The sequence below is a fragment of the Dactylosporangium sp. CA-139066 genome, assembly GCF_050936175.1.
Taxonomy (GTDB): domain Bacteria; phylum Actinomycetota; class Actinomycetes; order Mycobacteriales; family Micromonosporaceae; genus Dactylosporangium.
Map to the genome: position 1 here is coordinate 5,435,977 of NZ_JBNJNH010000001.1, position 12,331 is coordinate 5,448,307.

13 protein-coding genes and 1 pseudogene are annotated in these 12,331 nt (G+C 75.3%); 7 read left to right on the top strand and 7 right to left on the bottom strand.

What is annotated here, in order from left to right; genetic code table 11:
• Window positions 1–77 precede the first annotated feature (77 nt).
• Window positions 78–719: an acetoacetate decarboxylase family protein gene (locus ACQEVU_RS24915; protein WP_433327473.1), complete on the top strand. Its 642-nt coding sequence runs from the start codon at window positions 78–80 to the stop codon at window positions 717–719.
• Here the strand turns inward: ACQEVU_RS24915 and ACQEVU_RS24920 are convergent.
• From ACQEVU_RS24920 to ACQEVU_RS24930, 3 genes and pseudogenes are all read right to left on the bottom strand, one after another.
• Entirely contained in the window at window positions 649–2,064 is a 1,416-nt protein-coding gene (locus tag ACQEVU_RS24920; protein WP_433327475.1) for a flavin-containing monooxygenase, read from the bottom strand. The genes ACQEVU_RS24915 and ACQEVU_RS24920 overlap by 71 nt on opposite strands.
• Complete coding sequence (locus ACQEVU_RS24925) at window positions 2,061–2,687, bottom strand: TetR/AcrR family transcriptional regulator (RefSeq protein ID WP_433335058.1); 627 nt, start codon at window positions 2,685–2,687, stop codon at window positions 2,061–2,063. Before ACQEVU_RS24925 ends, ACQEVU_RS24920 begins: the two co-directional genes overlap by 4 nt.
• Window positions 2,688–2,717: 30 nt before the next feature.
• Window positions 2,718–2,891 (bottom strand): annotated as a pseudogene (locus tag ACQEVU_RS24930) (FAD-dependent oxidoreductase); the annotation flags it as partial.
• 52 nt (window positions 2,892–2,943) lie between these two features.
• Here ACQEVU_RS24930 and ACQEVU_RS24935 point away from each other — a divergent pair.
• Window positions 2,944–3,669, top strand: a complete 726-nt coding sequence (locus ACQEVU_RS24935) for an alpha/beta fold hydrolase (protein WP_433327477.1) — start codon at window positions 2,944–2,946, stop codon at window positions 3,667–3,669.
• Between the two features lie 33 nt (window positions 3,670–3,702).
• Here ACQEVU_RS24935 and ACQEVU_RS24940 read toward each other — a convergent pair whose 3' ends face one another.
• Window positions 3,703–5,559, bottom strand: a complete 1,857-nt coding sequence (locus ACQEVU_RS24940) for an EAL domain-containing protein (RefSeq protein WP_433327479.1) — start codon at window positions 5,557–5,559, stop codon at window positions 3,703–3,705.
• A 111-nt stretch (window positions 5,560–5,670) separates the two neighbouring features.
• Complete coding sequence (locus ACQEVU_RS24945; RefSeq protein ID WP_433327481.1) at window positions 5,671–6,486, bottom strand: SAM-dependent methyltransferase; 816 nt, start codon at window positions 6,484–6,486, stop codon at window positions 5,671–5,673.
• 98 nt (window positions 6,487–6,584) lie between these two features.
• On the opposite strand from ACQEVU_RS24945, the gene ACQEVU_RS24950 reads away from it, so the two are divergent.
• The 3 genes from ACQEVU_RS24950 to ACQEVU_RS24960 all read left to right on the top strand — a co-directional run bounded on the left by ACQEVU_RS24950 (window position 6,585) and on the right by ACQEVU_RS24960 (window position 8,345).
• Window positions 6,585–7,190: a hypothetical protein gene (locus ACQEVU_RS24950; protein WP_433327483.1), complete on the top strand. Its 606-nt coding sequence runs from the start codon at window positions 6,585–6,587 to the stop codon at window positions 7,188–7,190.
• Window positions 7,191–7,264: 74 nt separating this feature from the next.
• Entirely contained in the window at window positions 7,265–7,921 is a 657-nt protein-coding gene (locus ACQEVU_RS24955) for a hypothetical protein (RefSeq protein ID WP_433327485.1), read from the top strand.
• On the top strand, window positions 7,878–8,345 hold the full coding sequence (locus ACQEVU_RS24960) for a VOC family protein (protein ID WP_433327487.1): 468 nt from the start codon (window positions 7,878–7,880) through the stop codon (window positions 8,343–8,345). Before ACQEVU_RS24955 ends, ACQEVU_RS24960 begins: the two co-directional genes overlap by 44 nt.
• 20 nt (window positions 8,346–8,365) lie before the next feature.
• Here the strand turns inward: ACQEVU_RS24960 and ACQEVU_RS24965 are convergent, their stop codons facing one another.
• Window positions 8,366–8,926, bottom strand: a complete 561-nt coding sequence (locus tag ACQEVU_RS24965) for a DUF3995 domain-containing protein (protein ID WP_433327489.1) — start codon at window positions 8,924–8,926, stop codon at window positions 8,366–8,368.
• A gap of 79 nt (window positions 8,927–9,005) precedes the next feature.
• Here ACQEVU_RS24965 and ACQEVU_RS24970 point away from each other — a divergent pair, with 79 nt between their 5' ends.
• Window positions 9,006–10,241 carry a glycosyltransferase gene (locus ACQEVU_RS24970; RefSeq protein ID WP_433327491.1) on the top strand — a complete coding sequence of 412 codons (1,236 nt, stop codon included), beginning with the start codon at window positions 9,006–9,008 and terminating at the stop codon, window positions 10,239–10,241.
• A 233-nt stretch (window positions 10,242–10,474) separates the two neighbouring features.
• Window positions 10,475–11,512, top strand: a complete 1,038-nt coding sequence (locus ACQEVU_RS24975) for a LacI family DNA-binding transcriptional regulator (protein ID WP_433327493.1) — start codon at window positions 10,475–10,477, stop codon at window positions 11,510–11,512.
• 265 nt (window positions 11,513–11,777) lie between these two features.
• On the opposite strand, the gene ACQEVU_RS24980 is transcribed toward ACQEVU_RS24975, so the two are convergent.
• Window positions 11,778–12,329: an RBBP9/YdeN family alpha/beta hydrolase gene (locus ACQEVU_RS24980; protein WP_433327495.1), complete on the bottom strand. Its 552-nt coding sequence runs from the start codon at window positions 12,327–12,329 to the stop codon at window positions 11,778–11,780.
• Window positions 12,330–12,331: the final 2 nt, after the last annotated feature.

Consider the following 12,331-nt stretch of genomic DNA (forward strand, 5'->3'; position numbering starts at 1 on the left):
TAGCAGAAATCCGGCCGGCGTGGACGGGGAACGCCGACCGTTGTTGGCAGTCTGCCAAGAGGCGTACAGTGCCGGGCATGGCCTATCCGGCGGAGCCCTGGTCGCTGCGCGGCCGGATGTACGTCTCGGTGTTCGTGCTGCCCGCCGCCGCCGTCCCGGCCCTGCCCGCGGAGCTGGCCGGCGCGGTGCGGGTGGTGCGGATCGGCGGGCGCGCGGTCATCGGGGCGGCCTGGGTGGACTACCGGCCGGGCGGCGACCTGAGCTACCGCGAGCTCCTCGCCGCGGTGCTGGTGCGGGCCGGGCTGCGACCGCGCGTGACGATCACCCACATCTGGGTCGACAGCGTCGAATCCCGCGACGGCGGCCGGGCGCTGTGGGGCATCCCGAAGGACCTGGCGACGTTCGAGCTGACCGACGAGCGCGCGGACGCCGCCGGGATCGCCGGGGTCGGCCTGCGCGGGCGGCCGGGCGTCCGGCTGCCCATCGGGTTCCGGGTCGTGCAGGCCCTGGCCGGCGCCGCGAAGACCACGCCGGTGCGGGCCACCGCCCGCTGCGGACCGGCCCGGGTCCGCTGGGCGATCGAACCGGGTGGCCCGCTGGCCTTCCTGGCCGGGCGCCGGCCGATCCTGTCGCTGGTGGCCGGCGACTTCAGAATGCGGTTCGGTCAAGGCGCGCGGTCCGGGCGCGATACTCCGAAGCCATCCCCGGCCAGTTCGTGACGACCCGGCCGGTGCCGGTGCGGTACCAGCTCGAGCAGCCGGTCCAGACGCTGGTGGCGAGCCGCCGCTGCATCTCCGCGTCGAACGCCGCCGCGACGTCGGCGCGCACCTCAAGGGGCCCGGACGCGGCGATCGCCCGCACCGCCTGGACGATGTAGCGGGCCTGGGCCTCGAGGAAGTACACCACCGAGGTGTTGCCGGTGTTCGTGTTCGGCCCGTACATCAGGAACATGTTCGGGAAGCCCGGCACCGTGATACCCAGGTGCGCGTAGGCCCCGCCCGCCCACACGTCGTCGAGGGCCAGGCCGTCGCGGCCGGTCACGCGCATGGGCGTCAGGAACGCGGTGGCGGCGAAGCCGGTGGCGTACACCAGCAGGTCGCAGTCGTACACCGCGCCGTCGGCGGTGTGCACGCCGGCCCCGGTGATCTGCAGGATGTCGTCGGTGACGAGGTTGACGTGCGGGGAGCGCAGGGTGCGGTACCAGTCGCCGGTGAACAGCACCCGCTTGCACCCCATCGCGTAGTCCGGCGTCACCCGGCCCCGCAGCCGCCGCGCCTGGACGAACCGCTGCCCGGCCGAGATCGCCTGGACGAGCCGGCGCGACAGCGGGCGGCCGGTGACGGCCCGCCCGGTCACCACGGTCAGCGCCCACGTCCCGGCCCGGGCCGCGCGCATCAGCCACGGGAAGGCGTGGTTGAGCCGTCTGCGGATTCGGCCGTACCTCCGGTTGGGCTTCGGCAGCGTCCAGGGCGCGCTGCGCTGGAACACGGTGACGCGGGCGGCCCGGCCGGCGACGGCGGGCACGAACTGGACGGCGCTGGCGCCGGTGCCGATCACGCCGATGCGCCTGCCGGACACGTCGATCGCCGGATCCCAGCCGGCGGTGTGCGTGGCCCGCCCGGCGAAGTCCTCGGCGCCCGGGATGGCCGGGATCACCGGCCGCGACAGCTGGCCGGTGGCCGGGACGAGCACGTCGAACTCCTCGGCGTGGCCGTCCTCGAGGGTCAGCCGCCACGCGCGGCCGGTCCAGGCCGCCTCGGCGACGCCGGAGTTGCGCCGCAGGTGGGGCTCGAGGCCGAAGTCGCGCACGCAGCGGCGCAGGTACTCGTGGATCTCCGCCCGCGGCGGGAAGCGCTGCGACCAGTCGGGGTTGAGGGCGAACGAGTAGGAGTACAGCGGCGCGGGAATGTCGCAGGCGCACCCGGGATAGGTGTTGTCCCGCCACACGCCGCCGACGTCGCCGGCCCGCTCGAAGATCGTCAGGTCGGTGAAGCCGGCCCGCCGCAGCAGGTGCGCCGCGGCGATGCCGCCGAACCCGGCGCCGACGACGGCGACGCGGGTCACGGCCGGCGCCCGATCGCGGCCGGGATCACGTCCCGCACGAGGGTGATGAGCGTCGTGGCCAGCAGCGCGTGGACCTGCGCCCGGTCGAGGGCGCCCCGCTCGAGCCACTCGCGGGCGGTGGCCTTGGCCAGGCCGCAGTACGCGCGGATCATCGCCCGCAGCTGCTCGCGGTGCTCCTCGGCATCCGCCAACCCGACGGCGACGAGGATGCTCTCCGCGGCGACGTCGTCGGCCTCGGCGAGCACCCGCTGCACGTCCGGGTCGCGGCCCACGCCGCCGCCGTCGACCGCGGCCAGCCACGAGGTGCTGTGCCGGGACACGACGTCGAGGAACCAGGTGACGCTCGCGTCGACGCGGGTGGCCAGGTCGCCCTCCGGCAGCTGCTCGACCGCGACCGCCGGGATCGTCACGAGCACCCGCACGGCCTCGATGAACAGGCCCTTCTTGGTGCCGAAGTAGTGGTTGATGAGCCCGCGGGCGACGCCGGCGGCGTCGGCGATGTCCGTTGTGGACACTTCGGCGTAGGGCCGGCGGCCGAAGAGCTTCACGGCGCACGACAGGATCTGCTCGCGGCGCTCGTCGGGCTCGAGGCGGCGGCCGCGCTCGGCGACGACCTCAGTCATGACGGGGCACCTCCAGGCGCACGTAGGGCGAGCCGAGCGGCGGGCACGCCACGAGGTGCGGGCGAAGTCCTCGTCGGCGAAGCGGCGGCCGGCCTCGAGGACGCCGACGCGGTACCCCTTCTCGGCCAGCCGCAGCGCGGACACGCTGCCGCCGAAGCCGGAGCCGATGATGATGACGTCGTAGTCGACGTCCGCCGCGGGCATGCCAGCACGGTGCCCGGTTGTTGTCGGGCTGTCAACAACCTACGATTCGGCCGTGGCGCTCTGCACCCACCGCGGCGGCCGGGGCGAGCCGCTGGTGCTGCTGCACGGCATCGGCAGCCGGTGGCAGGTATGGGCGCCGGTCCTGCCGATGCTCGAGGAGCGCTTCGCCGTGCTCGCCCCGACCCTGGCCGGCGCGAGCGTGCCCGACCTCGCCGACGAGGTGCAGCGCCTCGCGGGCGACGGGCCGTTCCATGTCGCGGGCAGCTCGATGGGCGGCGGGGTGGCCCTGGAGCTCGGCCGGCGCGGCGCGGCCCGCTCGGTGACGGCGTTCTCCCCGATCGGCTTCTGGGGCCCGGTCTCGCGCCGCTGGTGCCAGGCGTCGGTGACCGCGGCGAAGATCTGCGCCCGCGGGTTCGCCCCGGCGCTGCCGGCCCTGTCCCGCACGACCGCCGGCCGCGTTGCGCTGTTCGGGCTGTTCTTCGGCCACCCGGGCCGCGTCGACCCGCGGGCCGGGGTCGCCGACGCCCGCCACCTCGCCACCGCGCCCGGGTTCGCCGCGGCGCGCGCGGCCTTCGCCCACCACCGGTTCGCCGGCCCGCTGCCGGACATCCCGGTCACCATCGCCTGGGGTACGCGGGACCTGATCCTGCCGGCGTTCCAGGCCCGCCGCGCGCAGGCGCTGCTGCCCTCGGCCCGCCACGTCCGGCTGCCCGGCTGCGGCCACCTTCCCTTCGCGGACGACCCGCGCGCCTGCGCGGACCTGATCGCCGCCGCGTAACGCCCGGTGCCCGGCAGCGGCGGCGACCGGGCCCTACTGGTCGCTGCGGGTCGCCGGCGGCAGCTGGGGCAGGCCGAACAGCGCGTCGGCGGCGTCGGCGGTCATCGGCTTGCCCAGCGCCCGGCCGAGGCCGGCGTCGCACTCGAGCAGCTGCAGCGCCGTCATCTGCCCGCGCAGGTCGACGCCGGTCGCGGTCACCGAGATGGCCAGGTCGTGGAACATCGAGATGAGCCAGCGGGTCATCGACAGGTTGGAGCGGTGCCCCGGCTCGGTCGGTTCGAGGCCCGAGATGAGCTGCGGGTCGAGCCGGACGCTGTGCACCGGGGTGGCGGTCAGGTTGGCGTGGCCGATGCCGACCTGCGCCACCGCGATGCGCACGCCGGCCCGGTCGAGGCCGTCGAGGGCGAACGCGGCGGCGTCGGTCGGGTCGTGCAGGGCGTGCTCGGGCACGGCCAGGTGCAGGCGGGCGGGCGGCAGCGCCGTGTCCCGCAGTACACCGGCGACCGTAGCGGCGAAGTCGGGGTGGCGCAGCTGTTCCACGGTCACGTCGAGGCTCACGAACGGCGCGCCGACCGGCGTGCGGGCCGGCCGTTCGGTGCGCGGCCGGCCGTCGTGCCGGCCGGCGTCGTGCGGCCCGCCGGGCAGCCGGCGCGGCAGGCGGCCCGCGTGCGCGTTGTCGGGCCAGCGGGCGGCGCGGGCGCACGCGCCGGCCAGCAGCCGCCGCCCGAGCCGGGGCAGCAGGCCGCTCTGGCCGGCCAGGCGCAGCAGCTCCGCCTCCGGCACCGGACCGGTCGCCGGGTGCACCCAGCGCGGCAGCGCGTGCATGCCCACGACGGCGTGGTCCTCGAGGCGGACGATCGGCTGGTACGCCGCCGTCACCGTCCCCGCGGTCAGGGCCTCGGGCAGCGCGTTGGCCCGCTCGTGGCGGCGCAGGTGCGCGGTGGCGCGGCCGGCGTCGTAGACGGCCCAGGCCGTGCCGTCGTGACGGGCCCAGTCCAGGGCCATCGACGCCTGGCGCAGCAGCTCGTCCGGCCCGGCGGACCCGGCCGCGCACTCCACCACGCCGGCCCGCGCCGCGACCGGCACGTCGTGCCCGTCGACCTTCCACGCGACGGGCACCGCGCGCAGGGCCGCATCGGCGATCTTGACGGCGTCGTCGACCCCGGTCGTGCCCGCCGCGACGAGCACGAACGTGTCCCCGCCGAGGTGGGCGAGGTCGTGCCCGCGCTCGGCGGCGAGCGCGCCGAGCCGCTCGGCGATGCCGCGCAGCAGCCGGTCGCCGGCCTCGTGCCCGAGCAGCTGGTTGACGGCGCCGAACCGGCGCAGGTTGACCAGGCACACCGCCCGCCGCCCGGCCCCGCCGTCGCGCAGCAGCGCGATCAGGCCGGCCCGGTTGGGCAGCCCGGTCAGCGGGTCGTGCATCAGCGCGTGGTTGACCCGCCGCTCGAGGTCGCGCTGCCGGTCCCGCCAGGCCGCGCGCTCGCCGCGCCCGAGCGACTCGGCGGCCGCCCACACCTGCGCCCGCATCGCCGTGGTGAACCCGTGCGCGAGCTCGTCGAGCAGTTCGGTGAGCCGGCCCGCGGCCCGCGCGTCGCGCAGCCCGACCGCGTCGAGCAGCTGCTCGCGCAGCAGCCGGGAGCTGGCCAGCAGGACCCGGGGATCGGCGAGGGCGGCGTACACCATGTCGTGCCCGACCCGGTAGCCGTCCGCGCGGTCGAAGTCGGCGCCGCGTAACGCCGCGACGAGACGGTGCGTGAAACCCTCGAGCAGCCGCCGGCGCCGGGTCCGCCCGCCGCGCACGAAGCTGGTGCCGGCGGGCAGTGTGCGGTCCCAGGTCGCGGCGAACGCCGCCACCCGCTCGTCCGCGCTGCCCGCGCCGGTTTCCGTCATGTGGGCGACCCTTTCCAGGACATGACGCACTAAACCGGAGACGAGAAGTGCTTGCCTCCAGCAAGTGATTATTGCGGGCCGCCCTCCGGCAAATCCAGCCCTATCGTGCTATCACGGACTCGGTGTCGTCCCTTTGCGCGCGACGGCGGCCAGGACGGCCGGCTGCGGCGCCTCGTCCTCGTAGGGGTCCGGGTGCCACGAGGTGATCGGCACCAGGCCCGGGGCAACGAGGTCCCATCCGTCGATGAGCGCGGCCACCTGCTCGGGGGTGCGCAGGTGCACGGCGGTGGGCGTGCGCCGGTACAGCGTGCGGACCTGGTCCTGCTGCTCGGACTTGGCCTCGGCGGGAATCCCGTGCGAGAGCGCGACGTGGCTGCCGGAGACGGTCGCCTCGTCGAACCGCTTGATCATCGCACCGGGCGCGTCCTCGTCGGACACGAAGTGCAGCACGGCCATGAGCAGCAACGCGACCGGCTCCGAGAAGTCGATCATCGCGAGCACCTCGGGGTGCGACAGGATCTCGTCGGGCCGGCGCAGGTCGCCGCTGATCGCGCCGGCCCGCGGGTTGTCGGCCAGGATGTGCCGGCTGTGCGCGACGGCGACGGGGTCGATGTCGACATACATGACCCGGGCCTCGGGCGCCGTCGCCTGCGCCACCTCGTGCACGTTGCCCAGCGTCGGGATGCCCGAGCCGATGTCGAGGAACTGCCGCACGCCCTGGTCGGTCAGCCACTGCACGGCCCGGCCGAGATAGGCCCGGTTGGCGTGCGCGAGCTGGAAGATGCCGGGCCACGCCCGCTGGGCCGCCTCGGCGAACTCGCGATCCACCTCGAAGTTGTGAAACCCGCCGAGCGTGTAGTCGTAGACCCGCGCCGCGTTCGGCGTGGTGATGTCGACCCCGTCCGGCACCCACTCCGGCAGTCCCACGGCACCCCTCCCCGTCGTCTGTCCCGGGTCGACCTTACATCGATGGCGGTGCTCCGCAGGCGCCGGAAAGTGTCGTACCTTCGGTGCAGAATGCGGCCATGGAGGAGAACAACGGGGGACCCAGGCCGTTTCGCGACCGGGCCGACCTGCACCGGATCCTGGTGCTGGTGCTCGATCTGCTGCGCACCGCCGGGCCGGCCGGGTGCGACTACCGCCTGGCGGGGACCGCGGCGGCGCTGGCGCAGGGCGTGCCGCTGCGGGCCGGTGACATCGACATCCTGATGGCCACGCGGCCGGACGTCGACCGCTTCGCCACCGCGCTGTCCGCGCACCGCTGCCTGGTGCCGCCCAACTGGCTTGCGGCGGCGTCGCAGTATTACGCGAGCTTCGAGGTCGAGGGCTTCAAGGTGGAGGCGAGCACGGTCGAGTATGCGGCCGCCGGCGACACCTTCGAGTGCGCCGGCACCGGGCCTTGGAAGCACTTCGTCGAGCTGCCGGTGGCGCACCATGTGGTCCCGGCGGTGCGCCTGGAGCTGCGGCTGGTGACCGAACTGGTGCGCGATCGGCCGGACCGCTACGAGCCCCTGCTGGCCTACCTGAGCTCGCGCGACCCGGATGTGGCGTTGATCGAGCGGGCCATGCGGGACCGGGAGGTGGCTGCGGAGCTGCGCCGGTTGGTGGCGGCCCGCTTGGCATCGGCCTGAGGGGCGTCGGGCGCCCCGCCTCGAACACCGGCCGTGCACTGGCGCAGACAGGTTTGTTATGGAAACCTATTGGCGTGACTTCAGGATCTGGTGGCGTCGGCGGGGAGACGCGGCAGGGGCGGCCCGGGCATCGGGAGACCTGGCTGCCGCTGCTGGTGCTGGGGGTGGTGGCGCTCTGGGCGATTCCGGTGTACCGGCCGGTCGTCGACGGCTGCGGGCCTGCGTGCCGGGCCGTGCAGTTCTGTTGGTGGGCCGGCCTGGTGCTCGGGTACGTGGTGATCGCCCGGGCGTGCCGAGGTCGCGGGTTTCGGCTGCTGCCGTACGTGCTCGGCGGCGTCGCGTTCGCCGCGCTGTCCGTGACCGTCGTGGCGTCCGCCCGCGGGCTCGGCGGGCCGAGCCAGGCCGATGACCGCGCGGCGTTCGTGCCGTATCTGGTCCGGGTGCTCGATCCGACCGGGGTGATCGGGCTGGCGCTGCTCGCGCTGGCCTGGCTGGAGCGGCGGGCCGCGATGCTGCTGTTCGCGCTCGGGTTCCTCGCCGTGGCGCTGGTGCCGTTCGACCTCGGGTCTGCGCTGCTGGTCGTCAGCGGGGGTGTGCTGCTGCTCGGCAGTGCCGGGTTCGCGGTTGCGCAGCGGCTGCGGGCCCGGTGGGCGGACGACGCGAGGACCGCCGGGGTAGCGTCGCCGGGTGGGCGGCGAACCTCCGGTGCGGATCGGGCTGCGGGTCGATGACGTCGGCGCGGCCCTCGAGCTGTACGAGCGCTTCGGCTTCGTCCCGGTCGGCGTCGTGCCCGCCCCCGGCGGCCGCCCGGTGATGGCGATCGCCCGCCGCGGCCCGCTGCAGCTGCTCGTCGACGCGCTCGAGGGGCTGCCGTTCCCCGACACGGAGCGGGAGCGGCACACCGTCGCCGGGCCGCGTGGCCTCGGGGTGGTCATCGGCATCGCGGCGGACGCACCGGACGACGTCGACGAGCTGACCCGGCGCGCCGCCGCGGCGGGCTGCGTGGTCGGCGCCGGGCCCGCCGACGCCCCGTGGGGCGAGCGGTACGCCGAGGTCGTCGACCCGTACGGGTACACGTGGAAGTTCTTCCGGGTCTTCGACAACGGGTCCGGCGACGGTCTCGACGCGGCCCGTGAGCACTTCCGCGGCGCCTGACGGACCGTCCCGGTAACGGGTCAGCCGAGGCCGGAGACGAGCGCGGCCGCGGACAGCGCGAGCGCGCCCCCGGCGCCGACCAGGCCCGCGATCCGGGTGGCGCGGCCGTCGGGGGAGCGTCGCACGTACCGCCGCGCCGCCGCGGCGAAGGCCAGGCCGCCCAGCAGGAACCAGGGGCCCCAGAGGTAGAGGTACCACCGGCTGATGCCGCGCAGCGCCGGGTCGATGGCGACGGCGCCGGCCTCGACCAGGAGGCCCTGGACGATGAACAGCAGGCCGTGCCAGGCCAGCAGCACGCCGGCGCCCCAGCCGCAGCAGACCAGCAGCCGCCCGGCGGCCGGGCCCCACGAGCGGGTCAGCCCGAGGCCGATGGCGGCGGCGACGAGCTTGAGCACGACCGTGGCCCACAGCACCGCCAGGAACCAGGCGACCCCGTCCTGCGCCAGCTCGACCAGCGACGGCGACACCGTCGTCGAGGCCCCGAAGTCGTTGCCGAGCGCCCAGAACAGGCTCGGCACGGCGAACAGCACACCCCACGCGGCCGCGGCATAGCCCGGCCATCGCGCCCCCGCGTCCGGCATGAGCCGAGTATGGCATCCGTCGACCCCCGCGCGCCGCACCGCTCAGGGCGGTCACAGTGTGCGGAGGGATGATCGGCGCATGGCGCGAGTGGCAATCATGGCGATCGGCAGCCGGGGCGACGTCGCGCCGTACACCGGGCTCGGCGTACGGCTGCAGGAGGCCGGCCATCCGGTCACCATCGCCACGCACGCCGCCTTCGAGCCCCTCGTGCGCCGGCACGGGCTCGGCTTCCACCTGTTGCCGATGGACGCCCAGGAGCAGCTGCAGAAGCGCTTCGCCGACCGCGGGCTGGTGCGGATGACGATGGCCGTCAACCGGGTCGTCGCCGAGCACGCGGTGCCGCTGGCCACGGCGATGCTGGAGGCCGCGCGCGGCGCCGACGTGCTGCTGGTCACCCCGACCAGCTGGTTCGGCGTGCACATCGCCGAGGGGCTCGGGATTGCCAGCCTCGGCGTGTACCTGCAGCCGCTCTCGCCCACGCGGGAGTTCCCGCCGCCGACGCTGGCCACCCGCTCCCTCGGCCGCGCGGCCAACTTCCGGCTGGCGTCGCTGCTGCTCAACGTCGGGCAGCGGCCGTTCCGCCACGCCGTCGCCGGGCTGCGCGCGCAGCTGGGACTGCCGCCGACGACGCCGTCGGCGTGGCTGGCCGCCCAGCAGGCCCGGCGCTGGCCCATCCTCTACGGCTACAGCCCGCTGGTGCTGCCCGCGCCGCCGGACTGGCCGGCGTGGCACCGGCCCGTCGGCTACTGGTGGCCGGCGCCCGAGCCGCAGTTCCGGCCCGCGCCCGAGCTCGCGGACTTCCTCGACGCCGGCCCGCCGCCGGTGTACATCGGGTTCGGCAGCATGCCCGCCCGGCACCGCGCCGCGCTGTCGGCCCTGCTCGTGTCCGCGGTGCGGCGGGCCGGCGTGCGGGCCGTGGTGAGCGCCGGCTGGGCGGGCCTGAGCGCCGGCGCCGGCGACGACGTCATCGGCGTCGACGACGTGCCGCACGAGTGGCTCTTCCCGCGGATGGCGGCGGTGGTACATCACGCCGGCGCCGGCACGACGGCGGCCGGGCTGCGCGCCGCAGTGCCGGCGGTGCCCGTGCCGGTCCTGGTCGACCAGCCGTTCTGGGCGCAGCGCCTACGACTGCTGGGCGTCGCGCCCGACGCGATCCCGCGGCGCCGGCTCAGCGCCGGGCGGCTGGCGGCGGCGCTGCGGGAGGCGGTGGGCGAGCCGGCGTACCGGCACCGGGCCGAGGCCCTGGCCGCCCGCCTGGCCGAGGAGGACGGCGCCGCGGCCGTGCTGCGCGAACTGGAGCGCCTGACGGGCTGACACCACACCTCCGGCGCGGGGCTCCATTGTGGACACCCATCGCTGGGAACGTTCCCAGCGGCCCGCTTCCCGCCCCCGGCGGCCCTGTCGCATTCCGTAGTGTTTCGTTGAGTGTGGGGTCGGGATTCCTGCATCAGGTCAGCCGAACGGTCATTTTGCGTGACCGGCACCACGTGATGCCAGGCGTACGGGCTTATCGTGGCAGCGCTAACATCAACAGCGGGGGGAGGGACATGCGCGCAACCAGCCACAACCGGGCAGCCGTCATGAACGACGTGGCCCGGCTTGCCGGGGTGTCGCACCAGACGGTGTCCCGGGTCCTCAACGACCACCCGAGCGTCAGCCCCGCGACTCGCGAGCGCGTGCTCGAGGCCGTCCGTCAGCTCAACTACCGCCCCAACGCGATGGCCCGCGGCCTGGCCGGCCGCCGCTCGCGCGTCGTCGGCGTCGTCTCCTTCGACACCATCCTCTACGGCCCCGCCTCCACGCTGCTCGGCATCGAGCGCGCGGCCCGCGCCGCCGGCTACGGCGTCAGCATCGTGACCCTGGAGCGCGTCGACCACGCCGGCATGGTGTCCGCGCTGTCCGCCCTGGCCGACCAGTCCGTCGCGGGCGTCGTCGTCATCGCACCGCAAACCGCCGCCGTCGCCGCCCTGCACAACATGCCGCTCGGCATGGCCGCGGTCGCCGTGGAGACCGACGCCGGCGGCGAGGTCCCGGCCATCTCCGTCGACCAGGTCACCGGCGCCCGCCTGGCGGTGCGGCACCTGCTCGATCTGGGCCACCGCAAGGTCTGGCACCTCTCGGGCCCCCGCGACTGGCTCGAGACCCACGGCCGCATCGAGGGCTGGCGCCTCACGCTGGAGGAGGCCGGCCTGCCCGCCCCGCCCATCATGACCGGCGACTGGAGCGCCCGTTCGGGGTACGACGCCGGCCTGGAGCTCGCCGCCCGCGACGACGTCACCGCGGTCTTCGCCGGCAACGACCAGATGGCCCTGGGCATGATGCGCGCCTTCCACGAGCGCGGCATCCGCGTCCCCGACGACGTGAGCATCGTCGGCTTCGACGACATCCCGGAGGCCGAGTTCCTGTCGCCACCCCTGACCACGATCCGCCAGGACTTCGACGAGGTCGGCCGCCGCTGCATCGCCGCGCTGCTCCGCCTGATCGAGGCGGACCTGCGCGAGGGCCCCGACCGCCCGTCGCCCGACCCGCGCGTGGCCCCGACCCTGATCCTGCGCCGCAGCACCGCGGCTCCTCGCTCCGCGTGACGCCTTTTCACGCTGGGTGAGCGGATCCGGCGCCGTTTTGGTGGCGTGGGGTAGCGTGAGGGAGAACGGTGCGGCCGCCGACGGGGTTGGCTTCGCTTCGACGCCGCCCGATGCCCGTGACTCGACCGCCACGGACGCAGCCTGCTCGCAAGGTGCCAGCAAGTCGCCTCGCGCGCACGCCCGCCCGCCGGCGCACGCGTCCACGGCCCGGCTCGGCGCGGTGTTCGGCGCGCCGCGGTGTGGTGCGGTCGCTGGCGCGCTCCGGTCAGGGCTGTGCAGGCGAGGCCAGCGATCGGGCCAGGCGCTCGCCGTCGGGCCAGGGGCCGAATCCGGTCCTGGAGTCCAGATGGCCGACCGCGCCGGCGTCGTGCAGCTGCGGGCCCCAGTCCCGCGCGTACGCCTCGAACTGCTCGAACGTCGTCATCGGGTCGTTGCGGCTCGCGACCACGATCGAGCGGAACGGCAGCGCGCCGCGGGGCACCTGGTCGATGAAGACGTCGACGGTCTCGCCCGGGGCGGGGGCCCAGGCGGGGTCGAGGTACGGCGGCGTGACCAGCAGGGCGGCGCGGACGGGGCCGGTGTGCTGCGCGGCCCAGACGGCGACGGTCAGGCATCCGGCGCTGTGCGCGACGAGGATCGCGGGCTCGTCCGTGGCGCTGATCGACGCGTGCAGGGCCGCGACCCGGTCGGCGGCGACGTAGGGCGGGCCGGGAGGCTCGGGCGCCCAACGGAACTCCGGGTGGTCGCGCACCCAGGCCCGCGACCAGTGGCCGGGGAACGGGATGCCACGGCCGGGCACGAGAAGGTACCGCGTCACGC